The organism is Pseudomonas sp. LW8 (assembly GCF_041956865.1).
Taxonomy (GTDB): domain Bacteria; phylum Pseudomonadota; class Gammaproteobacteria; order Pseudomonadales; family Pseudomonadaceae; genus Aquipseudomonas; species Aquipseudomonas siliginis.
In genome coordinates, this window is record NZ_CP168138.1 from 5,040,301 (window position 1) to 5,064,041 (window position 23,741).

A 23,741-nucleotide genomic window follows, 5' to 3' on the forward strand; every position below is an offset into this window, starting at 1 on the left:
GAGTTCATCCGTGGCGGGATGCTTAATAGTTGAAAGTCTTGACCAGCAACAGATCACCGATCGCCCGCAGGGGCACGATGAAGGTTTCGCGTTTTTCGTCGACGGTGTTTTCGTTGAGCACCAGGGTGATCTGCGAGGTGATCACCTCGTTCTGATTACTGGTTTCCTCGAAGTTATAGCCACCATCGCCGTAGTTGCCCCAATAGTTGACGTAGACCAGATACGTGCCGTGCAGCGGCGCGGTCATGGTGAACATTTCCGGGCCGGGGCCGTCGACGCCATCCGGGTCGAGACCGCCGCCATTGCTCAGCGCCGGCCGTGCCCAAAAGGCATGCTGACCGTCGGGGGTGACAATATGCAGATCCAGCTCGGCTTTCGGGTCGTCCCATCCCAAGACAAGACGAATCTGCGCCGGCGTGCGCAGATTATTTGCTTCATAAAATTGCACGCGCTTGAGCGACTGGCCCTCGGCGCTGATCACTTCGACGCTGTTGGAACCGGCGCCAAATGCGTAGGGCCGGGCAAAACGTCCCTGATCATCGGTGTACAGATTCAATGGATTGCCGTTGACGGCGAGGGTGTGCGGCGGGCGCATGTGGCCGAGGGCTTTGAGCTGGCCCTGAATCATCGTGCGATTGCGCTGAATGCCGCGATCGATCGGCGGCGTCGGGTAGGCGACCTGCGAATTTTCCGAACGATCGAGCAGGCCGTGATAACGCCAGCCGCCGACCGGCTCGGACAATTGCGCAGCCGGCGCGGCCCACAGCACAGGCGCGCAGGCGAAGCCGATCAGCAGCAAAAGAAATGAACGCATGTGACGCCTCCTGCCATGCCTTGAACGAAACCTTGCACCCGATCCTCGGTACTTCACAGCGGTGAACTGCGTTTCGTCTGAACGCCCCGCAACTGTCGGGGCCGTAGAAGCCGCGAAGATTAGCGATTCGGCAGTTTTTTAACAATCGGATACATGTGTGATTACGCTAGGAAACTCGCTTTCGAGAGGGCGTGAGCCGAATAGCGAAGTTATTCGGCTCATAAAATGAGCCGAATAAGCCTCAGCCCCGAAACACATTAACTTTGTGACGAGGGGATTTAACCCGCTCGGCTGCGCAGCAGTCGTAAAACCGGCGACTTCGATTTTCCTGAGAGTATCGGTCGTCTGGTTTTAGGGTTGCTACGCAACCCAGCGGGGATAAATCCCCTCGCCACGGGGTCATGTGCGCGGCTTTGGGTGGGGCGTCTCATTTGCCCATACCCCCCCTATCTGCTAGTGTCGCGCCGGTTTAACGTCTACCGGAAATTGCCGCCATGGCCCGCAAAAAAGCTGCACTGGATTTCGAACAATCCCTCGCCGACCTGCAAACACTGGTTGAGCGTCTGGAGAACGGTGAATTGTCGCTGGAAGACTCGCTGACCGCTTTCGAGCAGGGCATCGGCCTGACCCGTGACTGCCAGGCGGCGCTGGCCCAGGCCGAGCAGAAAGTGCAGGTGCTGCTGGAGCGCGATGGCGAGCTCGCCGAGGAACCCTTTGACGCGGATGAGCCAGAATGATCGCGGCGTATTCGGCGAGCAGTCAGGCCCGGGTCAACGCGGCGCTGGAAACGCTGTTCAACGCGCCGCTGCCGGAACTGGCGCGGCTCTACGAAGCGATGCGCTACAGCGTGATGAACGGCGGCAAGCGCGTGCGCCCGTTGCTGGCTTACGCGGCGTGCGAAGCCCTCGGCGCAATGGCTGAACAGGCCAGTGGCGCGGCCTGTGCGGTCGAGTTGATCCACGCCTACTCGCTGGTGCATGACGATTTGCCGGCGATGGACGATGACGATCTGCGTCGCGGCCAGCCGACGACCCACAAGAAATTCGACGAAGCCTGCGCGATCCTCGCCGGTGACGGCTTGCAGAGCCTGGCCTTCAGCGCCCTGCTCGACCCGCGCCTGAGCGAATGCAGCAGCGAAATCCGTCTGCAGATGGTCACAGCGCTGGCCCACGCAGCCGGTCCGGCGGGCATGGTCGGTGGCCAGGCCATTGATCTCGGTTCGGTCGGTCTCAAGCTCGATCAAACAGCCCTGGAACAGATGCACCGACACAAGACCGGCGCGCTGATTGAGGTCAGCGTCAAGCTTGGTGCCCTGGCCAGCGGCCGCGCCCAGCCTGATCAGCTGCAGGCATTGCAGACTTATGCACAGGCCATCGGCCTGGCCTTTCAGGTGCAGGACGACATCCTCGACGTGGAAAGCGATACCGCTACCCTCGGCAAACGTCAGGGCGCCGACATTGCCCGGGACAAACCGACCTACCCGGCCCTGCTCGGCCTCGACGCTGCCAAGGCCTACGCTCTGGAACTGCGCGATCAGGCCCTGCAGGCGCTGCGACCGTTTGACGCGGCTGCCGAGCCGTTGCGCGAGCTGGCGCGGTATATCGTCGAGCGGCGCAACTGACGGCGTATCGGCCAAAAAAGACCAACGCGTGGGCAGGGGCCGATGCATCAGGTAAACTGCCGCATCTTTTATACCTATAACGATTCGCCTGATGCCCACGACGTTTCATGAGATTCCCCGCAAGCGCCCGACCACGCCCCTGCTCGACCGCGCGAACACGCCGGACGGCCTGCGCCGGTTAGGCGAAGCCGAGCTGGAAACCCTGGCCGATGAGTTGCGCCTGGAATTGCTCTACACGGTCGGCCAGACCGGTGGGCATTTCGGTGCCGGCCTGGGCGTGATCGAGCTGACCATCGCGCTGCATTACGTCTTCGACACCCCGGACGACCGTCTGCTGTGGGACGTCGGGCATCAGGCGTATCCGCACAAGATCCTCACCGGTCGCCGCGAGCGCATGGCCAGCCTGCGTCAGAAGGACGGCATTGCCGCATTCCCGCGCCGCTCCGAGAGCGAGTACGACACCTTTGGCGTCGGCCACTCCAGCACTTCGATCAGCGCCGCGCTGGGCATGGCCATTGCCGCCCGCCTGCAGGATAGCGATCGCAAGGCCATCGCCGTGATCGGTGACGGCGCGCTGACCGCCGGCATGGCCTTCGAGGCGCTCAACCATGCGCCGGAAGTCAACGCCAACATGCTGGTGATTCTCAACGACAACGATATGTCGATCTCGCGCAACGTCGGCGGGCTGTCGAATTATCTGGCGAAGATCCTTTCCAGCCGCACCTACGCAAGCATGCGCGAGGGCAGCAAGAAAGTCCTTTCGCGCCTGCCCGGCGCCTGGGAAATCGCCCGTCGTACCGAAGAATATGCCAAAGGCATGCTGGTCCCCGGCACCCTGTTCGAAGAGCTGGGCTGGAACTACATCGGCCCGATCGACGGCCACGATCTGCCAACCTTGATCGCCACCCTGCGCAACATGCGCGATCTCAAAGGCCCGCAGTTCCTGCACATCGTCACCAAGAAAGGCAAAGGCTTCGCCCCGGCGGAAGTCGACCCGATCGGCTACCACGCCATCACCAAACTCGAACCTCTGGACGCCCCGGCCGCTGCGCCGAAAGCCGCCAGCGGGCCGAAGTATTCGGCGGTGTTCGGCGAGTGGCTGTGCGACATGGCGGCGGCTGATGCTCGTCTGGTCGGGATCACCCCGGCGATGAAGGAAGGCTCGGATCTGGTGGCGTTCAGCGAGCGCTTCCCCGAGCGTTATTTCGATGTGGCGATTGCCGAGCAGCACGCGGTCACTTTCGCTGCCGGCATGGCCTGCGAAGGCGCGAAACCGGTGGTGGCGATCTATTCGACATTCCTGCAACGCGGTTACGACCAACTGGTACACGACGTCGCGGTGCAGAACCTCGACGTGCTGTTCGCCATTGACCGCGCCGGTCTGGTTGGCGAAGACGGCCCGACCCACGCTGGCAGCTATGACCTGTCCTACCTGCGCTGCATCCCGGGCATGCTCATCATGACCCCGAGCGATGAAAACGAATTGCGCAAAATGCTCACCACCGGCCACCTCTACAACGGCCCGGCGGCAGTGCGTTACCCGCGTGGCAGCGGGCCGAATGCAGTCATCGAAAAAGATCTCGAAGCGATCGAAATCGGCAAGGGCATCGTCCGTCGTCAGGGGAGCACAGTCGCCATGCTGGTGTTCGGCGTGCAACTGAGCGAAGCCTTGAAAGTCGCCGAGAAGCTCGACGCCACCGTGGTCGACATGCGTTTCGTCAAACCGCTGGATGAAGCGCTGGTGCGCGAGATCGCCGGCAACCACGAGTTGCTGGTGACTATCGAAGAGAACGCAATCATGGGCGGCGCCGGTGGCGCGGTCAGCGAATTCCTCGCCCGCGAGAACATCCTCAAGTCGATGCTGCATCTGGGCTTGCCGGACATTTACGTCGAGCATGCGAAACCGGCGCAGATGCTTGCCGAGTGCGGGCTGGATGAGGCCGGGATCGAAGCGTCGGTTCGCCAGCGCCTGGCATTGCTCGCCCAATAAACGCAATACCCTTGTGGGAGCGAGCCTGCTCGCGAAAGCGGACTGTCAGTCACAGACGAACTGACTGATACACCGCCTTCGCGAGCAGGCTCGCTCCCACATTTGATTTGTGTACACCTGAAACTCCCGTTGGACTGTCCATGAACCTCTCGCGCCTCGCCCTGCCCCTCCTCCTGCTGCCAACCGCCAGCGCCCTTGCCGATACATTCGAGCGCGATCAGGCGCTGAAGCTGCCGGACACGCTGATCAGCGCCAATCGTCAGGTCGAGGCGCGCAACGACAGCAGCGCCGCCAACACCGTGTTCACCCGCGAAGACATTGATCGCCTGCTACCAAGCGACGTGCCCGATCTGCTGCGTCGCGTGCCCGGCGTGCAAGTGGCGCAGACTGGCGGGCGCGGCAGTCTGCCGGGGATCTACATTCGCGGCACGCAATCGGCGCAGAGCCTGGTGCTGGTCGATGGCCAGCGCATCGGCAATTCGACTTCCGGCGACAGCAACCTGCAACATCTGAACATCGAGCAGATCGAGCGCGTCGAAGTGCTGCGTGGTTCACGCTCGGTGATTTACGGCAGCGACGCGATTGGCGGGGTAATCCAGATCTTCACCCGACGTGGCACTGGGCAAGGCTTGCAGCCACGCCTGCACTTCGGCTTCGGCAGCCAACAGAGTTGGCAGCGCAGCCTCGGCTTGTCCGGCGGCGACGAGAAGACCCGTTTCAACCTCGGCGCCAGCCTCGACGAAACGGCCGGGATCGACCGTACCCACGAGTCGTATCCAAGCGACAGCGACCATGACGCTTACCGCAACAAATCCCTCAGCCTGAGCCTCAGCCACGCGCTGAACGAGGACATCGAAGTCGGCGCCAACCTGCTGGATAACCGTGGCAGGAGCGAATTCGACAGTCCGTTCGGATCGGTGCAACAGCAGCCCTATAGTGATTTCAATGTCAGCAGCATCACCAGTTATGTCGATGCGCGGGTCAATGAAAGCTGGAAAACCCGCGTCGAGTTTGGCCATACCGAAAACCGCGAGAAGACCCTGGATAAACTCTTCGACGAACACTATTCGTTCAACACTTATCGCGATTCGGTAAATTGGCAGAATGACCTGACGCTAAATGCCCAAAACAGTCTGATCCTCGGCGGCGACTGGTACGAGGATCGCGTCAATAGCAACGCTGCATTCGACAAAGACAGCCGCTGGAACCGCGCAGCGTTCATCCAGCATCGCTATCAGGCCGACAGCTTCTCCACCGAGATCGGCGTGCGCCACGACGACAATCAGCAGTTCGGCCGCCAGAACACCTGGAGCGGCACTTTCACCCTGCCGCTCAATCCGGATAACGACGTGCTGCTGAGCTACAGCGAAGGTTTCCGCGCGCCAACCTTCAACGACCTGTACTACCCGAGCTACAGCAACCCGGATCTGAAACCCGAAACCTCAAAGAGCTACGAACTGCAATGGCGCAGCAAGCTCGGTGAAAATAGCCGTGTAGAGGCCTCGCTTTACCAAATAGACTTGAAGGACGCGATTATCTACGCCGACGGCAGGCCTCCACAGAACGTTGCGTCAGCGCGCATCAACGGTTTTGAAGCAGCGCTGAAGCAGGAGCTGTTTGGCTGGCAGAGCAATCTCGGCGTGGCGATCATTGACCCGCGAGATCGCGATACCGGGCATACCCTGGCGCGACGGGCGCGGCGCACGGCCAGTTGGGATCTGGATCGGCAGTTCGATCGCTTGGGTGTGGGCGCCAGCTGGCAATTGGTCAGTGGCAGTTACGACGACTTGAACAACACCCAGTCGCTGGGCGGCTACGGCACGCTCGGGCTGCGCAGCAGTTGGGCGCTTACTCGTGAGATCAAGCTGGATCTGAAGGTGGATAACCTGCTGGACAAGGGTTACAGCCGGGCGAACTACAGCTATGAAGGTGCGCAGTATGGCTATCGTGAGGAAGGTCGGGCATGGATGTTCGGGGTCACCTGGACTCCTGAACTCTGAACTGACATTTGTGTTGGTTGGCAGGCCTCTTCGCGAGCAGGCTCGCTCCCACAGTAGATTGAGTGCGGCCACACATTTTGTTTTCAGCGAAAATCCAGTGTGGGAGCGAGCCTGCTCGCGAATACAGGCGATGCGGTCTACCGATCCGGCGCGATCAATTGGCAGAGTTTGGCGGTCGCACTGATCATCTGACCACTGGGCCTTTCCAGGCCTTTGTCACTGACCAGCAACAACCGCCCCTGCCTGACCGCCGCCACCTGCGGCCAGGCCTTCCACGCCCCTAGCTGCGCCTGATCACCTGCGACAATCACTTCGGGATCACGCTGCAATACCGCCTCGATACTCACCTGCGGTGCCGGCAGATTCAGCTCGGCGAAGATATTGCGCGCGCCGCACACCTCAAGCGCATCGCTGATGATCTGCCCTCCCCCGACGGTGTACAGCGGCTTGTCCCAGACCTGATAAAACACCCGCAGCGGCACATCACGACGATAACGCTGGCGCAGATCATTCAGCTGCTCGCGCAATTCGGCCGCTCGTTTCGCCCCACGTTCAGGACGCCCCAGCTGTTTGCTGATCGCTTCAATTTGCGTCGCCAGTTGCGTCAACTTGTGCGGCTCGGCGACGAAGGTCGGAATGTTCAGACGTTTGAGCTGATCACGCTGCCCGGCGCCGACGCTGCCGGGCCAGAGCAGCAGCAAATCCGGTTTCAGGCTGAGCAAGCGCTCCATGTCGAGCTGACCGTAGCGCCCCACAGACGCAACATCGGCAATTGCCGGCGGCCGCTCGCCCGCATCCAGCACGCCGACCAACAGGTCGGCAGAGTCCAGTTCAACGACGATTTCGGAAAGCGACGGCGCGAGGCTGACCACCCGCAATGCGGCCGGAACCTGACTGCTCAGGGCGAGCAGCAGAACCGCCAGCCACAGGCGACGCATCAACCGAGTTGACGCGGAATACGGTAGAGGTAGAACAGCACGGCGGTGGACAGCGCCAGCAGCATCAACGGCACGGCTTCGAGGCCGACGAACACCGCCAGTGCGCCAATCCAGGCCGGCAGGGACGCTACCAGCAACGCCGTACGCCGACGCGCCGCAAGGGCAATCCAGGCGGCGGGTTCTTCGGCGGTATCGAGGGCTTTTTGCGTGGCGATCAGGGCGTGTTTGTAGCGGGCGAAATACTTCAGGCTGACAAACATCGAGGCGACGCCGGCGATGAACAAGGGCATCGCCAGCACCGGCAGCAGGCCCTGGCCTTCACCGAACAGCGCGTTGAGCACAAACAGCGGCAACAGCGCCAGCGCCAGGTATTGCCACCAGGCCACCGACAACCGCCGCCGCACCTGGCCGCGGGTCACGCGCGGTCGGCCTCGCCCTGATGCTCGTTGCCCATCATGTGGTCGAGCTTGCTGGCCTTGGTGGCCAGGTAGAGTTTGTTGTGCGGATTGTGGCCGGTGTGCAGCGGCACGCGTTCGGCGACGACGATGCCCATGTCGGTCAGCGCTTTGACCTTGCGCGGGTTGTTGGTCATCAAGCGCAGGGATTTCACGCCCAGGTGTTCGAGCATCGGCAGGCACATGGCGTAGTCGCGCTGATCGGCGGCAAAGCCCAGACGCTCGTTGGCTTCCACGGTATCGGCGCCGCCATCCTGCAACTCGTAGGCACGGATCTTGTTCAGCAGACCGATGCCGCGCCCTTCCTGACGCAGATACAGCAGCACGCCCCGGCCTTCGCGGGCGATCGCCTGCAACGCGGCTTCCAGTTGCGAGCCGCAGTCGCAACGCTGGCTGAACAAGGCATCGCCGGTCAGGCATTCGGAATGCAGGCGACCGAGTACCGGGGCGCCATCGGCAATTTCACCGAGGCTCAGCACGACGTGCTCTCTCCCGGTGCTCTCATCGAGAAAGCCGTGCATGGTGAATTGCGCAAAAGGCGTTGGCAGCTTGGAAGCGGCGACGAAGACGACAGGCACCGATGTGCTCCTGATCTAGAAGACTGAAAATTCGCAGGCCGGCATTGTAACAGCAGGTTCCTGTAGACGCTTAGGCTGAATTATCGGGCATAAACATCAAAAAGTTTGATGACAGCTGCCGCCAGCACCGCCGCTCCCTGTAGGAGCTGTCGAGTGCAACGAGGCTGCGATCTTTTGATCTGGCTTGATATCAAGATCAAAAGATCGCAGCGTGCCGCAGCTCCTACAGGGATTTGCGTTGGGCTTCAGTTCGGGTTGAACGGATACGGCTGCTTCCACCTCTCGAAGACCGGCTTCAACTCTCCGCTCTTGACCAGTTCCACCATGCGCCGGTCATACAGCGCCATCAACGCGCGAGCCTGCGGGGTATCGGCGAAACCGAGAAACAGTGGCAAGTCAGCCAGATGCGAATAGCGAAACTGCGCGGGATCTGCAGCATCGCGCACGACCGCTTCAATTTCGGTCAGCGCATCGATGTAGTAATCCGCCCGCCCCTGCTTGAGCATCAGCAGAATGCCGGTGCGCCGTTCGATCTGGTTGAAGCGCTGAATGTTCGGCAAGTAGTTTTCGTAACGGTAGCCGCGCACCCAGGCCAAACGGTATCTGCCCAGGGTCGCCAGGGTCGGCGGCGGGCTGCTGGCCAGGCCCAGCGCGTAGATGTGATCAGAATCGAACTTCGATTGCGGGTACAGCACATGCTCGGCTTCGTCGCGGTAGGAGCCGACCAGTGCGTCGACCTCCTTCAACTGCACCAGCCCGATCGAACGGGTGTACGGCACCGTGCGAATATCCAGCTTGACCCCGGCCGGCTCGAACACTTTGCGCAACACGTCCCAGGCCAGACCGTGACCATCGGCGGCGGTGTAATCCTCCCAGTCTTCGCTGGCCAGGTGGATGACCGCAGGCACAGGCGCGGCGGCCTGCGCGTGGGCGAACGTGCCCAGCAGAGCCAGAAGCAGCAGCGCCAACCCGCGTCGCAGCATTGCGTGGTTCCTCACGTGAGTCGAATCAGGCGAATACCCATACCAGCCCTTGCATCGCCAGCCAGGCGAACACACCGGCCAGCACGTCGTCGAGCATGATGCCGACGCCGCCATGCACATGCTTGTCGATCCAGCGGATCGGCCACGGCTTGAGAATATCGAAGAAGCGGAACACCAGAAAACCCGCGAGCAACCAGTACCAGCCTTCCGGCACCAGCCACAGGGTGATCCACATGCCGACCATTTCGTCCCAGACGATGCCTTCGTGGTCGTGCACGCGCAAATCGTCAGCGACTTTCCCGCACAGCCAGAAGCCGAACAGCATGGTGATGCCGAGCATCAGCCAGTAGCCCCAGTCGGGCAGCATCTGCCACAGCGGAATGAACGGCAGCGCCACCAGCGAACCCCACGTGCCCGGGGCTTTTGGCAACGTGCCGGAGCCGAAGCCGAACGCGAGGAAATGCCACGGATTGCGCCAGACCGAAGGAGGCACGAATTCGGCAGGAACCTGTTTCGGGTGATCTGTCACGGTGTCTCCTGAAAATGTTGGTAGCCGCGAATCTGCGGAGTGATGTCGCGTCGGTCGCGGTCCAGCAGCACCACGCCCTGGCCCGGCAGCACTTGCCCGATCACATGGATCGGCCAGCCGTCGGCCAGCAGTGCCGGCAACTCGGCGGACGGCAAGGTGAAGGCCAGTACGTAATCATCACCACCGCTCAATGCCGCGCGCTCGGCACCGCGCTGGCCGAGAAACGCGACTAAAGCATCCGACAACGGTACACGCTCGCGTTCAATCTCAAGTCGCACCTTCGACGCCAGCGCGATATGCCCGCAATCGGCGAGCAGGCCGTCGGAGATGTCCAGTGCCGCCGTGGCCTTGCCGCGCAGGGCCTGACCGAGCGCCAGTTGCGGTTGTGGCGACCAGTAATGATCGAGCAGCGGCTGGGCGATATGCGCTTCGGCATCACGTTGAGCCAATACCAGCGGCAAGGCGCCGGCCGCATTGCCCAGTTCGCCGCCGACGCAGAGCAGATCACCGGCCTGCGCACCGCTGCGGGTCAAGGCCTGGCCAGCGGGTACGCGGCCGAACACGGTGACCGTCAGGCTCAACGGCCCGCGCGTGGTATCGCCGCCGACCAGGGCAACGCCGCAGCTTTGCGCCATGCGGTTCAAACCCCGGGCATAGGCTTGCAGCCAATCGGCAGTTACCGTCGGTAAGGTCAGGGCAAGGGTAAAGGCAACGGGCGCGGCGCCCATGGCGGCCAGGTCACTGACCGCGACGGCCAGCGAGCGCTGACCGAGCAGAAACGGATCGCAGGGGTCGGCGAAATGCACACCGGCCACCAGCGTATCGGTGGAAACCGCCAGCTGTTCCCCAACGGGAACTGCCAGCAAGGCGCAGTCGTCACCGATCCCCAGAGCAACGCCCTCGCCGCCCTGCGCACAAGGCGCGGCGGCGAAGAAATTGCGGATCAGCTCAAACTCGCCCATGGCCGAGAAAAAGTATTCAAGCGCCGATCAGCGCTTGAACGCCTTCACTTCAGCTTCACGCAGGCGCGGGGCCAGCTTGTCGAGCACACCGTTGACGAACTTGTGGCCGTCGGTCGAACCGAACACCTTGGCCAGTTCGATACCTTCGTTGATCACAACGCGGTACGGCACGTCGACGCGCTTGAGCAGTTCCCAGGTCGACAGGCGCAGTACCGCCAGTTCAACCGGGTCCAGCTCTTCGATCGCCAGATCCAGGCACGGCATCAGAGCAGTGTCGATTTCGGTCTTGAACTGCGGAACCCCGTGAAGGATTTCACGGAAGTAGGCACCGTCAACATCGGTGAAATCGTTATCAACGCGAAACTGCGCTTCGATCTCGTTCAGCGATTGCCGGGCCATGTGCCACTGGTACAGCGCCTGGGTCGCGAGCTGACGGGCTTCGCGACGCTTGGCGCTTTTCGACGGCTTGCCGGCGTCCGCAGGTTTCGGATCGCGCGGGTTGAAACGATCGCTTTCGTCGCTAATCACTTGGCCTCCAACTGCGCCAGCAGGCTGACCATTTCCAGAGCGGACAGGGCAGCTTCGGCACCTTTGTTACCGGCCTTGGTGCCGGAACGTTCGATGGCTTGCTCGATGGAGTCAACGGTCAGCACGCCGAACGCGACCGGTACGCCGAACTCCATGGAGACCTGGGCCAGGCCTTTGGTGCACTCGCCAGCCACGTATTCGAAGTGCGGAGTACCGCCACGAATGACCGCGCCAAGGGCGATGATCGCTGCGAACTCGCCTTTCTGGGCGACTTTCTGCGCAACCAGCGGGATTTCGAAGGCGCCCGGTGCGCGGATGATGGTGATGTCGCTTTCGCTCACGCCGTGGCGAACCAGGGCATCAACGGCACCGCTGACCAGGCTTTCAACCACGAAGCTGTTGAAGCGGCCCACTACCAGAGCGTAGCGGCCTTTGGGGGCGATGAAGGTACCTTCGATGGTCTTCAGGGTCATTCGTCAGTTCTCTTAAAGAGCCGGGACGCGTCTGCTACGCGTCCCTCAGTGATTATTTGCCGCGAATCGGAGTCCGGAAACAGCCGGTCATTATTCGGAGGGCACGTATTCTACAACTTCCAGATCGAAACCGGATATCGCATTGAACTTCATTGGTGCCGACATCAAGCGCATTTTGCGCACGCCGAGGTCACGCAGGATCTGCGAACCGGCCCCGACAATGCTGTAGGTGGTCGGTTTTTTCGGCGCTGCCTGCTCGCCGGTTTCACGGATATGCGCCAGCAGCACGTCACCATCAAGCGGGTGACCGAGCAGCAGCACCACACCGCTGCCGGCCTCGGCGACCGCAGCCATGGCGGCGCGCAGGCTCCAGCGGCCCGGTTGCTTGACCATCAGCAGATCGCGCAGCGGATCCATGTTGTGCACGCGAACCAGCGTCGGCTCCTCAGCGCAGACAGTGCCCAGCGTCAGGGCCATGTGCACGTCGCCTTCCACCGAATCACGATAGGTCACCAGGTTGAATTGGCCCAGTTCGCTATCCAGCGGCTGCTCGGCAATCCGCTGAACGGTACGTTCGTGGATCATCCGGTAGTGAATCAGGTCGGCGATGGTGCCGATCTTGATGTTGTGTTCGGCGGCGAATGCTTCGAGTTCAGCGCGACGGGACATGGTGCCGTCGTCGTTCATCACTTCGCAGATCACCCCGCTCGGCTCGAAACCGGCCATGCGCGCCAGGTCGCAAGCGGCTTCGGTGTGGCCGGCGCGAGCGAGGGTGCCGCCGGCCTGCGCCATCAGCGGGAAAATGTGGCCCGGGCTGACGATGTCTTCAGCCTTGGCGTCTTTGGCGGCTGCCGCTTGCACGGTGCGCGCGCGATCGGCGGCGGAGATGCCGGTGGTCACGCCTTCGGCGGCTTCGATCGAAACGGTGAACTTGGTGCCGAAACCGGAACCGTTGCGCGGCGCCATCAGCGGCAGCTTCAACAGTTCGCAGCGCTCGCGACTCATCGGCATGCAGATCAGGCCACGGGCGTGCTTGGCCATGAAGTTGATGTGTTCGGCCTGGCAGCATTCGGCGGCCATGATCAGGTCGCCTTCGTTCTCGCGGTCTTCGTCATCCATGAGGATGACCATCTTGCCTTGGCGGATGTCTTCAACCAGTTCTTCGATGCTATTGAGCGCCACAAGGCACCCCCTTCTTTTGAATTATTTGAGGTAGCCGTTTTGGGCCAGAAAGCTTTCGGTGATGGTGCTGCCGGCGGTCTTTTCTGCAGCCTTGTCACCCAGCAGCAGACGCTCCAGATAACGCGCCAGCAAGTCGACCTCCAGGTTCACCCGGCGGCCCGGCTTGTAAGAAGCCATGATGGTTTCGCTGAGGGTGTGCGGAATGATCGTCAGCATGAATTCGGCGCCATCGACTTCGTTCACGGTCAGGCTGGTACCGTCGACGGTGATCGAGCCTTTATGGGCGATGTACTTGGCCAGCTCTTTCGGCGCACGGATGCGAAATTCCACGGCGCGGGCGTTGTCGCTGCGCGAGACCACTTCGCCGACACCATCGACGTGACCGCTGACCAGATGCCCGCCGAGGCGAGTGGTCGGGGTCAGGGCTTTTTCCAGATTGACCGGGCTGCCGCTTTTCAGGTCATTCATGGCGGTGCAATCAAGGGTTTCGCGGCTGACGTCGGCGGCAAAGCCGTCGCCCGGCAACTCGACTGCGGTCAGGCAAACGCCGTTGACCGCGATGCTGTCGCCGAGTTTGACGTCACTCAGATCGAGCTTGCCGGTTGCGACGTGCACCCGTACATCACCGCCCTTTGGGGTCAGTGCGCGGATACTGCCGATGGATTCGATGATGCCGGTGAACATGGGGTTCTCCTTGAGAACGAGGCCAGCGCTAACGCAATGGCCGGGAATTATACGCGGGCTGAAGGGACAGGGATCGCAGTGACTCGCCAGTCATCGCCCACCGCGCGGATTTCAGTGATTTTCAGCTCTGGCGCGTCTTTCATCTGCGCCAGCGGCCAGTCGAGCAGCGGACGCGCCGTGGAGCCGAGGAACTTGCCGGCAATGAAGATCACGAATTCGTCGACCAGCCCCAGTTGCGCAAAGGCACCGGCCAGACGCGGCCCGGCCTCGACCAGCACCTCGTTGGTGCCTCGATTGGCCAGTTCGATGAGCAATTGATGCAGATCGACCTGGCCGTCGGCACCCGGCACGATCAGGCATTCCGGGCCATTGGCGTATTGCTCCTCGACCGCGACACAAGTGGCGACCAGCGCCGGCCCGGCCTTGAAGAACGGCGCATCCAGCGGCACTCGCAGGCGGCCATCGATCAATACGCGCAATGGCGGGCGGCTCATGGCCAGCGCAGTTTGCTCACTGTCCAGACCGAGTTCGTCCGCGCGCACGGTCAAGCGTGCGCCATCGGCCAGCACCGTGTCGGCGCCGGTCAGCACTACCGCCGCCTCAGCGCGCAAACGCTGCACCGCCGAACGCGCCGCCGGGCCGGTGATCCATTGGCTCTCGCCGCTTTCCATCGCCGTGCGCCCGTCGAGGCTCATGGCCAACTTGACCCGCACGAACGGCAAGCCATGTTCCATGCGTTTCAGAAAACCTTGATTGAGCTTGCGCGCCTCAGCTTCCAGCACCCCACTTTCCGTGGCGATACCGGCCTCGGCCAGGCGCTGCAAACCGCGCCCGGCGACTTGTGGATTGGGATCACGCATCGCCGCCACGACCCGGGCAACGCCAGCAGTCACCAAGGCATCGGCACACGGCGGTGTGCGGCCATGGTGGCTGCAAGGTTCGAGGGTCACATACGCCGTCGCGCCCCGGGCCTGCTCGCCGGCGGCGCGCAGGGCGTGGACTTCGGCATGGGGTTCGCCGGCGCGCTCATGCCAGCCTTCGCCGACAATCTGCCCGTCACGCACCAGCACGCAACCGACTCGTGGATTGGGATGAGTGGTGTAGTGGCCCTTGCGCGCCAGTTCCAGCGCGCGGGCCATGAAATGGGCGTCGAGGATCGCCTGCTCGGCGGCGGTGGTCATTCTTTCACCGGTTCGCGGGCGAGGCGGTCGATCTCTTCGCGGAATTCATTGAGGTCCTGGAAGCGTTTGTACACCGAAGCGAAACGGATGTAGGCGACTTCATCGAGCTTTTGCAGCTCGGCCATGACCAGTTCGCCGACCACGAGGGACTTGACCTCGCGTTCGCCGGTGGCGCGCAGCTTGTGCTTGATGTGGACCAGAGAGGATTCGAGGCGCTCGACGCTGACCGGACGTTTCTCCAGCGCGCGCTGCATGCCGGCGCGGAGTTTTTCTTCGTCGAACGGTTGGCGGCTGCCGTCGGTTTTGATCAGGCGCGGCAACACCAGTTCGGCCGTCTCGAACGTCGTGAAACGTTCGCCGCAGGCCAGGCATTCACGCCGGCGGCGCACCTGTTCGCCCTCGGCGACCAGACGCGAGTCGATGACCTTGGTGTCGTTGGCACCGCAGAAGGGACAGTGCATGGTGGCTGGCAACAAAAAATGGGAGGGCCATGGTAGCGCATCCCCGTGGCAAGACAAGCCATAGGCTTTGCGGTATACAGAACGGCATGATCGTCTGATCCATGGAATTCATTCTGCCGGAGCCTCCAATGCCGTTACGTCCGCTCGTTCTGCTCAGTCTTTTCAGCCTGCTGGTGGCCTGTGGCAGCGACGCACCCAAGCCGCAACCGCCGACCCCAGGCCCCGCGCCGCAGCAGGCGCAGAAAAAAGCCAAAGAGGCTGCCGAACTCGGCCCGCTGCCGGCGCATCAGCGCGAATTGAGCGGCAGCCTGCAAGGGGTGCCGGCCGGCGCCGAAGTCGAACTGGCGCTGCTGGTGATCGATGAAAAGGACCGCCCACAGCAACTGCTCGCCAGTTCCAGCCTGATCGGCAACAACCAGATCCTGCCGTTTCACCTGCGGTTCAACCCCGAGGCGTTTCCGGCCGGGGCACGGGTCGAGCTGCGCGGGCGCGCCAGCCAGTCCGGGCAACTGATCCTGCATCTACCGTCGCAGACCATCACCCAACCGACCACTCAGGCGTTGGGCCAGCTGCAATTCGTCAAAGCGCCATGACAGCACCGCTCGACCTGCAACAGGCCTTGGGGGAATTGCTCGGCGACGCCAGACTGAAAGCTTGTGCGTTGCCGGGCACTGATTTGCAGCTGTGGTTGATCGATGGCGACAACATGGCCCGCGAATTCAGCCAGGAAGAAACCCAGCGCATCCTGCATGAACCGCCCTATTGGAGCTTTTGCTGGGCCAGCGGCTTGGCCGTGGCGCGTTATCTGGCACAGTTTCCAGAGTGGGTGCGCGGCAAGCGCGTGCTGGATTTCGGCGCCGGCTCCGGGATTGCCGGTATCGCGGCGGTGAAGGCCGGGGCGCTGGAAGTGGTGGCCTGCGATCTCGATCCGCTGGCGATTTCCGCGTGCAAGGCGAACGCCGAGCTCAACGCTGTGCAGATGAGCTACTCGACGGATTTCTTTGCCGAGACTGATCGCTTCGATCTGATCCTGGTCGCCGACGTGTTGTACGACCGGGCGAACTTGCCGCTGCTCGACGCGTTTCTCAGTCGCGGACGCGAGGCGCTGGTGGCGGATTCACGGGTGCGGGATTTTCGGCATCCGTTGTATGAGCGAATTGAAATTCTCGAGGCGATGACCCTCCCCGATCTGGCCGAGCCCGAAGAATTCAGACATGTCAGCCTCTACCATGCACGGCGCTAGCTAAAAGCTTCGCGAGCAGGCTCGCTCCCACACTGGATCTGTGTCGTTCATAAATCCCCTGTGGGAGCGAGCCTGCTCGCGAAGGCGTCCGCCCATGCAACACACCTCTCGACCCGCCCCGCTTCCGGCCACCCCCCACCAAGCCTTATAGTTGCCCCATCCACGCTTTGACGAGATCCCCCATGAGTGAGCAAACGCCGTACATCTTCGACGCCACGACTGCCGATTTCGACCAGTCGGTGATCGAAGCCTCCTTCAACAAACCGGTGCTGGTGGATTTCTGGGCCGAATGGTGTGCGCCGTGCAAGGCGTTGATGCCGATGCTGCAAGGCATTGCCGAGAGCTATCAGGGCGAGTTGCTGCTGGCCAAGGTCAACTGCGACATCGAGCAGGACATCGTCGCCCGCTTCGGCATTCGCAGCCTGCCGACCGTGGTGCTGTTCAAGGACGGTCAGCCGGTCGATGGCTTTGCCGGCGCACAACCGGAATCCGCCGTGCGCGCCCTGCTCGAACCACATGTGCAAATGCCGCCACCGGCTGCTGCCGACCCGCTCGAACAGGCCCAAGCGATGTTCGACGAAGGTCACTTCGCCGAGGCGGAAGCGGTGCTGGTGACCATTCTCAATGAAGACAATACCAACGCCAAAGCGCTGATCCTTTACGCACGCTGCCTGACCGAACGCGGTGAGCTGGGCGAAGCGCAAACCGTGCTCGACGCGGTCAAGAGCGATGAGCACAAAGCCGCACTCGCTGGGGCCAAGGCGCAGATCCAGTTCCTCGGCCTCGCCCGCGACCTGCCGGACGCCGCCGACCTGAAAAGCCGCCTGGCGCAAAATCCGCAGGATGATGAAGCGGTGTACCAACTGGCGATCCAGCAACTGGCGCGCCAGCAATACGAAGCGGCGCTGGACGCCTTGCTCAAACTGTTCATCCGCAACCGCAGCTACGGCGAAGGCTTGCCGCACAAGACCTTGCTGCAGGTGTTCGAACTGCTGGGCAATGATCATCCGTTGGTGACGGCTTACCGTCGCAAAGTGTTTGCGGCGCTGTATTAAGGCCTTACCCGATCCAGCTATAGAGCGGCGTATCCCCGCCGCTCGCCACTTTCACATCGGCACTGTGGCGCAGACGCACGAGCAAACGCTTGCCCGCCACCGCACTGCCGGTCAGCGCCTCCAACTGATCGAGCAGATCCGGCCCGCTAAGTTGCCCGGCCTTGCGCAGCAAGTCTTTGGCCACCTGCCACAGCGCATCATCCTGATTCACCGGCTTCGCCGCCGGGGCCGACGCCACTGCCTCGGACTGCGCGACCGGCGCCTGCCCGCTCAGCGCCGAACCCAGCCTGGCCCAATCGCTGTCATCCAGCTCCACCGTCAAATCCACCGGCACCTCGCCGACCGTTCCGCGTATCCGCAACATCAAGTTCGCTCCTGCATTTTTCTGACCTGCATGCTCCCACGGGACTTGTGCAACGCCAAGTAAAGGGCGCCAAACACATCTGGTAATTCCCGGTTGATCGGCTAAATTAATCTCTTTTTGCGGGAAGGATTCCCAATGTCTTCAGGACGAAAACTGGCCTCTAAAGGAGGCCCGACCTCTACAGGTGGCGTGATACTTGAAGGAAATGAGAACCTCAATATCGAAGGAAGAATAATCGCTTCCATTGGACAACTCGCCAGTTGTCCGGTCTGTGGGCCTGGCAAAGGCCCCATCGTAGCAGTGGGTGAAAGAACGCTGATTTTACCTGCCGGACCAGCTGCGCTAGAGGGTGACTACGTCGCCTGCGGTTGTCCGCCCATGACCAATAAGCTGCTCACTCAGCAACACAGTGGTTTCGCAGGAATTGGCCGGCCCGCTCCAATTGACATGGGGCCACCGATTGCTGCCCTGACCTCTTATCGCTACTTGCAGGTCATCATCGAACGCCTTGATGACACGGAAAAGCCAGGTTTGGCTTACAAACTCAAGGACAAGGCGAAGGTTGCCGTTTTACAAGACAGCACTTGCAACCTCACAGGCGAAGGCTGCGAACACCCGGTAAAAAACGCTTCGGATTACGACACCCTGTTGGTAGGGGAAGATTCCGAATGGACTTTCTATGCCTATGAAGAGCCCCTGACACAGGATTTGTCATGAAATCGGAAATCAAACTCATCTTTAAAGACTTTCTGATGCAGCCACCGCCAGGCGTAAAGTTTCAGCTGCTTATCGACGGTCAGGTCGTAGATGACAACATCGTTCAAAACGATGACAGGCCTCGCATTTATTCATTGATATCCAAAAACGGCCAGATCGCTATAACGCTCGCGGGCAAGGAACTACCGTCGATCAAAACCCGAGACACCCACGAAGTGACGGTTCAGATTGTGGGGAACTCCGGTACAAAAAAAGGTATGCACACTGCTACGTTGAATCCAGGGAAGTCTCTTTCGATCGTAGCGATATCACCGTGGGTAAAAGTCCCGCTAACGACCAGCGGCGCTGTCTCGAACGACGCGTTCTACGAAGTCGAATATGGTGTGAAACGTACAAATGAAACCCGAACGGTGAAAGTCGTCATTCAGGACATGCCGCGCAGGATACTGATGGAGGCGCTGTCACACCGGGGATCAACACAGTGGGCAGGGAATAAAAGCAAAAAGTCGCTGCCACACCCTACTCTAAGGCAGAGCGTGGAATTTCCACCAAACACAAATAAATGCAATCTGTTCGTCTACGACGTGCTGACCGCAATTGGGGTCAACGTGGCGTTGATTGAACATGGCAAATCGAAATACCTGCCATATTTCTCCAAGGTTAGTCCTCCGCTCGCGGGTGAATGGGCGAATGGACAACGATTGCTCAACAGCTGGAAAGTCGAGCGCACGCCGTTGCCCGGGGACGTCGGCGCTTACGCAATGAATTATTCCGACGCCAGCGGCCATGTCGGCTTCGTTCTAACGAAGGGCGTATGCATTTCTGCAGGGTGGGAAAAAGTTGAAGTTAACGACGCAGGTTTTCGCCATGCGACCGGCAATGCAAATCCCAGCGACCATGACTTCACTATTTTCCGACGCTACAAACACAGCACGCCACAATGAAACGCCCTTATTCGCTCCTCCTCATAATTCCGTTTTTGCTCATCGTGGCATGGCGCATCTGGTTGCCTGCCGATCTTTCGGCTTGTCCCGCTGACGGGGAAACTGCAGGTCCACTGACCCTTGTTATTCGTGATTACTTTGAGCGCAATAGCCGAACCGACTGGCGAGACATGGATGATCGTTTCGACATACTTTCAACCCCCGAAGGCCAGAGCATAGCGAGTCAACCGAATTCACACACTTGCGAAGCATTGCGGGTACTGCAGAGTCCGGCGTTCAGTCAGAGTGAAAAAATCTTCACCATGGCACTTATGTTCAGACTGCCAATCGACCAGTACATGGCCCTGATGGATCGCAGTCATCAACTCTACACGCAGGGCAAAATGGATAAGGAGGTGCTGACTCTGGTGGTATTTCCGCGCGGAACAGCCATCAACTACTGGTGGCTTCCGGCTTGGCGACAGCGTTTCAGTCGCGATGCCCCGAGCGTGCTCGACGCAAATCTGATCAACGATGTTCTTTCGGGACACTATTGGTTCGACTATCCCGGCGCAGGCTTCTGATTCTGCAAGCATGACATCCAATCCCAGCACCGCCCGCGAACTCATCCCGGGCGGTGCTTAGCCATGTCTTGCGCAATCTCAAGCGCACGGGCACACTCTGCGCACTTTCGTTATAAGATTACATAACAAACTTTTCATTTTTCTCGGAGTCCGTCATGCGTCGTCTGTTGCTCGCTTTGCCGTTTGCCCTGTTGCCGCTGGCCGCTGCCCACGCGGTTGATGAGCACGATCACGATCATGAGCACGGCAGCCTCGGCGCTCACGAACATGGCGTGGGTCGCCTGAATGCCGCGCTCGATGGTCAGACCCTGGAGCTGGAGCTGGAAAGCCCGGCGATGAATCTGGTGGGTTTTGAACACGCCGCGACGTCGGATGCCGACAAGGCCAAAGTCGCTGCCGCTCGTGCGCAGCTGGAAAAACCATTGGCCCTGTTCAGCCTGCCCGCTGCGGCCGGCTGCAAGGTGGTCAGCCAGGAACTGGAAAGCCCGCTGTTCGGCGACAAGCCGGACGCCGACGATCACGACGAAGATGAAGCGGACAAGGACGGTCACGAGCATCACCACGACCACAGCGAAATCCATGCGCATTACCAATTCAGCTGCGCCACACCGGGCGCGCTGAGCACGCTGAACCTGACGAACATCTTCAAGACCTTCCCGGCGACGCAGAAGATTCAGGTACAACTGATCAGCGCCACCGGCCAGCAAGGTACGGAAGTGACGGCGAAATCGGCTGCGCTGAAATTCTGAAGCGAATGAAGATCCCCGGTAGGAGCTGCTGAAGGCTGAGATCTTTTGACTGTGAAAATCACGATCAAAGATCGCAGCCTTCGGCAGCTCCTACAGAGGTCCGTGTCCAACCATGAAATCGGTGCCATGACCCAAGCACTCATCGAACTTTCCGACCTTGGCTTCAACTGGCCCGGTCACCCGCCGCTGCTGGACATCCCGGCGTTTCGTCTGGAAGCCGGCGAAACCCTGTTTCTCAAAGGCCCCAGCGGCAGCGGCAAGACCACCCTGCTCGGCCTGCTTGGCGGGGTGCAGAAGCCCAATCGGGGCAGCATTCGCCTGCTCGGCCAGGAGCTGACCGAGCTTTCTGCCGGCAAGCGCGATACGTTTCGTGTCGATCACACTGGCTACATTTTCCAGCAATTCAACCTGCTGCCGTTTCTCTCGGTGCGCGAGAACGTTGAGTTGCCGTGTCATTTTTCAAAACTGCGTGCGCAACGGGCGAAACAGCGCCACGGCAGCGTCGATCAAGCCGCCGCCACGTTGCTCGCGCACTTGGGTTTGAAGGATGAAAGCCTGCTCGGTCGCCGCGCCGACTCCTTGTCCATCGGCCAGCAACAACGGGTCGCCGCCGCACGCGCATTGATCGGCCAACCGGAGCTGGTGATCGCCGACGAACCGACCTCGGCGCTGGATTACGACGCCCGCGAAAACTTCATTCGCCTGCTGTTTGCCGAGTGCCGCGAGGCCGGATCGAGTCTGTTGTTCGTCAGCCATGACCAGAGCCTGGCGCCGCTGTTCGACCGTCATCTGTCCCTGGCCGAACTCAATCGCGCCGCCACGTCCGCCGAGGTCTGAGATGTATCTGTTTCGTCTGGCCATGGCCAGCTTGGCCAACCGCCGTTTCACCGCATTGCTCACCGCCTTTGCCATTGCCCTGTCGGTGTGCCTGCTGCTCGCCGTCGAGCGCGTGCGCACCGAAGCCAAGGCCAGTTTCGCCAGCACCATCAGCGGTACTGACCTCATCGTCGGCGCTCGTTCGGGGTCGGTAAACCTGCTGCTGTATTCGGTGTTCCGCATCGGCAACGCTACCAACAACATCCGTTGGGACAGCTTTGAACACTTCGCCAACAACCCGAAAGTGAAGTGGGCAATCCCCATGTCCCTGGGCGATTCCCATCGCGGCTATCGCGTGATGGGCACCACCGAAGCCTATTTCCAGCACTACCAGTACGGGCGCCAGCAACACCTGGCGCTGGCCGACGGTCGCGCGTTTGCCACCGATCCTTTCGAAGTGGTGCTCGGTGCCGAAGTCGCCGAAGCGCTGCACTACAAGCTCGGCGACCAACTTGTACTGGCCCATGGCGTGGCGGCGATCAGCCTGGTCAAGCACGACGACAAACCGTTCACCGTGGTCGGCATCCTCCAGCGCACCGGCACCCCGGTGGACCGCACGTTGCACATCAGCCTCGGCGGCATGGAGGCGATCCACATCGACTGGCACAACGGTGTGCCGGCGCGCGGCAACGGGCGGATCAGCGCTGATCAGGCGCGCAACATGGACCTCACGCCGCAAGCGATCACCGCGTTCATGCTCGGCCTCAACAGCAAGATTTCCACCTTCGCCTTGCAGCGCGAGATCAATGAATACCGGGGCGAACCGATGCTGGCGATCCTCCCGGGCGTGGCCTTGCAGGAATTGTGGAGCCTGATGAGTACGGCCGAGAAAGCCTTGTTCGTGGTCTCGCTGTTCGTTGTGCTGACCGGGTTGATCGGCATGCTCACGGCGATTCTCACCAGCCTCAACGAACGTCGCCGCGAGATGGCGATTCTGCGTTCGGTGGGGGCGCGGCCGTGGCACATCGCAAGCCTGCTGGTGCTGGAAGCCTTTGCGTTGGCGCTGACTGGAGTCATCGCCGGACTGGCATTGCTGTACGTCGGCATCGCCGCTGCGCAAGGGTACGTGCAGGCCAATTACGGTTTATACCTGCCGCTGGCATGGCCGAGCGAGTATGAATGGACGCTGCTCGGTGGCATTCTGGCGGCCGCGCTGCTGATGGGCAGCGTGCCGGCCTGGCGCGCGTATCGCCAATCATTGGCCGATGGCCTGTCGATCCGTTTATGAGGATGTTCACCATGCCCCGCGCCCTGCTTGCGCTGCTGATGCTGGTCGCCCTGCCCGTGTGGGCGGCGGCGCCGAGAGACCTGACCTGGTCGGAAATGATCCCGCCGGACGCCGCGCCGGAAGTGCCGAACATGACCCCGCTGCACGACCTGTCGAAGATGGGCGACGCACTCTCTGCCGAGTCCGCGCCGGCGGCCAAGCAGGACATGCCCAATGCACCGGTAGTGAAGAGCCTCGACGGGCAGAACATTCGTCTGCCCGGTTACATCGTGCCGCTGGAAGTCAGCGAAGAGGGGCGCACCACGGACTTCTTGCTGGTGCCATATTTCGGCGCCTGCATCCACGTCCCGCCACCGCCGTCGAACCAGATCGTCCACGTGAAAAGCGAACTGGGCGTGAAGCTCGATGAGCTGTATCAGCCGTATTGGGTTGAGGGACCGTTGCAGGTGAAAGCCTCGAGCAGTGAGCTGGCCGATGCCGGGTATCAGATGGAGGCGGAGAAGATTTATGCGTATGAACTGCCGGAGTAATTCCCGGTAATTTTGTATTGGCTGGTCTATCGTCTTCGCGAGCAGGCTCGCTCCCACAGGTGATCACATTCCAAGGTGGGAGCGAGCCTGCTC

General features: G+C 61.2%; 28 protein-coding genes. 14 read left to right on the forward strand and 14 right to left on the reverse strand.

The annotated features are described in order from the left end of the window. Positions 1-22: 22 nt before the first annotated feature. On the reverse strand, positions 23-814 hold the full coding sequence (locus tag AB9L16_RS22790; protein WP_375122744.1) for a YfaP family protein: 792 nt from the start codon (positions 812-814) through the stop codon (positions 23-25). A 494-nt stretch (positions 815-1,308) separates the two neighbouring features. On the opposite strand from AB9L16_RS22790, the gene AB9L16_RS22795 reads away from it, so the two are divergent. From AB9L16_RS22795 to AB9L16_RS22810, 4 genes are all read left to right on the forward strand, one after another. Continuing rightward, a complete protein-coding gene (locus AB9L16_RS22795; protein ID WP_016772991.1) occupies positions 1,309-1,551 on the forward strand; it encodes an exodeoxyribonuclease VII small subunit in 243 nt (80 codons plus the stop codon). Then, positions 1,548-2,435, forward strand: a complete 888-nt coding sequence (gene ispA / locus AB9L16_RS22800; RefSeq protein ID WP_375122745.1) for a (2E,6E)-farnesyl diphosphate synthase — start codon at positions 1,548-1,550, stop codon at positions 2,433-2,435. The genes AB9L16_RS22795 and ispA overlap by 4 nt, the downstream gene beginning before the upstream one ends. Positions 2,436-2,526: 91 nt before the next feature. Continuing rightward, positions 2,527-4,425, forward strand: a complete 1,899-nt coding sequence (dxs, locus tag AB9L16_RS22805; RefSeq protein ID WP_375122746.1) for a 1-deoxy-D-xylulose-5-phosphate synthase — start codon at positions 2,527-2,529, stop codon at positions 4,423-4,425. A gap of 140 nt (positions 4,426-4,565) precedes the next feature. Beyond that, on the forward strand, positions 4,566-6,425 hold the full coding sequence (locus AB9L16_RS22810) for a TonB-dependent receptor domain-containing protein (protein ID WP_375122747.1): 1,860 nt from the start codon (positions 4,566-4,568) through the stop codon (positions 6,423-6,425). Between the two features lie 137 nt (positions 6,426-6,562). Here AB9L16_RS22810 and AB9L16_RS22815 read toward each other — a convergent pair whose 3' ends face one another. The 12 genes from AB9L16_RS22815 to nrdR all read right to left on the reverse strand — a co-directional run bounded on the left by AB9L16_RS22815 (position 6,563) and on the right by nrdR (position 15,379). Continuing rightward, the gene (locus AB9L16_RS22815; protein ID WP_375122748.1) at positions 6,563-7,363 is read right to left on the reverse strand and encodes a cobalamin-binding protein; all 801 of its coding nucleotides are present in this window, start codon (positions 7,361-7,363) and stop codon (positions 6,563-6,565) included. Further along, the gene (locus AB9L16_RS22820) at positions 7,363-7,782 is read right to left on the reverse strand and encodes an MFS transporter (protein ID WP_073475718.1); all 420 of its coding nucleotides are present in this window, start codon (positions 7,780-7,782) and stop codon (positions 7,363-7,365) included. Before AB9L16_RS22820 ends, AB9L16_RS22815 begins: the two co-directional genes overlap by 1 nt. Continuing rightward, complete coding sequence (gene ribA / locus AB9L16_RS22825) at positions 7,779-8,396, reverse strand: GTP cyclohydrolase II (RefSeq protein WP_041477692.1); 618 nt, start codon at positions 8,394-8,396, stop codon at positions 7,779-7,781. The genes AB9L16_RS22820 and ribA overlap by 4 nt, the downstream gene beginning before the upstream one ends. A 245-nt stretch (positions 8,397-8,641) precedes the next feature. Beyond that, positions 8,642-9,379, reverse strand: a complete 738-nt coding sequence (locus tag AB9L16_RS22830; protein WP_375122749.1) for a substrate-binding periplasmic protein — start codon at positions 9,377-9,379, stop codon at positions 8,642-8,644. A gap of 25 nt (positions 9,380-9,404) precedes the next feature. Continuing rightward, positions 9,405-9,908 carry a phosphatidylglycerophosphatase A gene (locus AB9L16_RS22835; RefSeq protein WP_039761886.1) on the reverse strand — a complete coding sequence of 168 codons (504 nt, stop codon included), beginning with the start codon at positions 9,906-9,908 and terminating at the stop codon, positions 9,405-9,407. Beyond that, on the reverse strand, positions 9,905-10,870 hold the full coding sequence (gene thiL / locus AB9L16_RS22840) for a thiamine-phosphate kinase (RefSeq protein ID WP_375122750.1): 966 nt from the start codon (positions 10,868-10,870) through the stop codon (positions 9,905-9,907). Before thiL ends, AB9L16_RS22835 begins: the two co-directional genes overlap by 4 nt. A gap of 27 nt (positions 10,871-10,897) precedes the next feature. After that, complete coding sequence (gene nusB, locus AB9L16_RS22845) at positions 10,898-11,398, reverse strand: transcription antitermination factor NusB (RefSeq protein ID WP_150742333.1); 501 nt, start codon at positions 11,396-11,398, stop codon at positions 10,898-10,900. Next, positions 11,395-11,871 carry a 6,7-dimethyl-8-ribityllumazine synthase gene (gene ribE, locus AB9L16_RS22850; RefSeq protein ID WP_003228649.1) on the reverse strand — a complete coding sequence of 159 codons (477 nt, stop codon included), beginning with the start codon at positions 11,869-11,871 and terminating at the stop codon, positions 11,395-11,397. Before ribE ends, nusB begins: the two co-directional genes overlap by 4 nt. A gap of 90 nt (positions 11,872-11,961) precedes the next feature. Further along, entirely contained in the window at positions 11,962-13,053 is a 1,092-nt protein-coding gene (gene ribBA / locus AB9L16_RS22855) for a bifunctional 3,4-dihydroxy-2-butanone-4-phosphate synthase/GTP cyclohydrolase II (RefSeq protein ID WP_039761895.1), read from the reverse strand. Between the two features lie 21 nt (positions 13,054-13,074). After that, positions 13,075-13,737, reverse strand: coding sequence for a riboflavin synthase (locus tag AB9L16_RS22860; RefSeq protein WP_016772981.1), 663 nt, complete (start codon positions 13,735-13,737; stop codon positions 13,075-13,077). Between the two features lie 47 nt (positions 13,738-13,784). Beyond that, a complete protein-coding gene (gene ribD, locus AB9L16_RS22865) occupies positions 13,785-14,918 on the reverse strand; it encodes a bifunctional diaminohydroxyphosphoribosylaminopyrimidine deaminase/5-amino-6-(5-phosphoribosylamino)uracil reductase RibD (protein ID WP_375122751.1) in 1,134 nt (377 codons plus the stop codon). Further along, positions 14,915-15,379, reverse strand: a complete 465-nt coding sequence (gene nrdR, locus AB9L16_RS22870; RefSeq protein WP_007910946.1) for a transcriptional regulator NrdR — start codon at positions 15,377-15,379, stop codon at positions 14,915-14,917. The genes ribD and nrdR overlap by 4 nt, the downstream gene beginning before the upstream one ends. 128 nt (positions 15,380-15,507) lie before the next feature. Here nrdR and AB9L16_RS22875 point away from each other — a divergent pair, with 128 nt between their 5' ends. The 3 genes from AB9L16_RS22875 (at position 15,508) to trxA (ending at position 17,677) form a co-directional block, all read left to right on the forward strand. Further along, positions 15,508-15,972: a YbaY family lipoprotein gene (locus tag AB9L16_RS22875; RefSeq protein WP_024014493.1), complete on the forward strand. Its 465-nt coding sequence runs from the start codon at positions 15,508-15,510 to the stop codon at positions 15,970-15,972. Continuing rightward, positions 15,969-16,622: a methyltransferase gene (locus AB9L16_RS22880; RefSeq protein ID WP_252882751.1), complete on the forward strand. Its 654-nt coding sequence runs from the start codon at positions 15,969-15,971 to the stop codon at positions 16,620-16,622. The genes AB9L16_RS22875 and AB9L16_RS22880 overlap by 4 nt, the downstream gene beginning before the upstream one ends. Positions 16,623-16,804: 182 nt before the next feature. Further along, positions 16,805-17,677 carry a thioredoxin gene (gene trxA / locus AB9L16_RS22885; protein WP_256810196.1) on the forward strand — a complete coding sequence of 291 codons (873 nt, stop codon included), beginning with the start codon at positions 16,805-16,807 and terminating at the stop codon, positions 17,675-17,677. Positions 17,678-17,681: 4 nt separating this feature from the next. Here trxA and AB9L16_RS22890 read toward each other — a convergent pair whose 3' ends face one another. After that, positions 17,682-18,041, reverse strand: a complete 360-nt coding sequence (locus tag AB9L16_RS22890; RefSeq protein WP_315435963.1) for a hypothetical protein — start codon at positions 18,039-18,041, stop codon at positions 17,682-17,684. 135 nt (positions 18,042-18,176) lie between these two features. Here AB9L16_RS22890 and AB9L16_RS22895 point away from each other — a divergent pair, with 135 nt between their 5' ends. The 7 genes from AB9L16_RS22895 to AB9L16_RS22925 all read left to right on the forward strand — a co-directional run bounded on the left by AB9L16_RS22895 (position 18,177) and on the right by AB9L16_RS22925 (position 23,648). Then, positions 18,177-18,758, forward strand: coding sequence for a PAAR domain-containing protein (locus tag AB9L16_RS22895; RefSeq protein WP_225930982.1), 582 nt, complete (start codon positions 18,177-18,179; stop codon positions 18,756-18,758). Then, entirely contained in the window at positions 18,755-19,702 is a 948-nt protein-coding gene (locus AB9L16_RS22900; RefSeq protein WP_056790741.1) for a CHAP domain-containing protein, read from the forward strand. Before AB9L16_RS22895 ends, AB9L16_RS22900 begins: the two co-directional genes overlap by 4 nt. After that, positions 19,699-20,265, forward strand: a complete 567-nt coding sequence (locus tag AB9L16_RS22905; RefSeq protein ID WP_024014498.1) for a hypothetical protein — start codon at positions 19,699-19,701, stop codon at positions 20,263-20,265. Before AB9L16_RS22900 ends, AB9L16_RS22905 begins: the two co-directional genes overlap by 4 nt. A gap of 155 nt (positions 20,266-20,420) precedes the next feature. After that, a complete protein-coding gene (locus tag AB9L16_RS22910; RefSeq protein ID WP_056790744.1) occupies positions 20,421-21,014 on the forward strand; it encodes a DUF2796 domain-containing protein in 594 nt (197 codons plus the stop codon). Between the two features lie 126 nt (positions 21,015-21,140). Further along, positions 21,141-21,851 (forward strand): ABC transporter ATP-binding protein, encoded by a 711-nt coding sequence (locus AB9L16_RS22915; protein ID WP_375122752.1) that lies wholly within the window; start codon positions 21,141-21,143, stop codon positions 21,849-21,851. Between the two features lies 1 nt (position 21,852). Beyond that, positions 21,853-23,118: an ABC transporter permease gene (locus tag AB9L16_RS22920; RefSeq protein ID WP_375122753.1), complete on the forward strand. Its 1,266-nt coding sequence runs from the start codon at positions 21,853-21,855 to the stop codon at positions 23,116-23,118. Positions 23,119-23,129: 11 nt separating this feature from the next. Then, on the forward strand, positions 23,130-23,648 hold the full coding sequence (locus tag AB9L16_RS22925; protein ID WP_056790810.1) for a DUF3299 domain-containing protein: 519 nt from the start codon (positions 23,130-23,132) through the stop codon (positions 23,646-23,648). Positions 23,649-23,741: the final 93 nt, after the last annotated feature.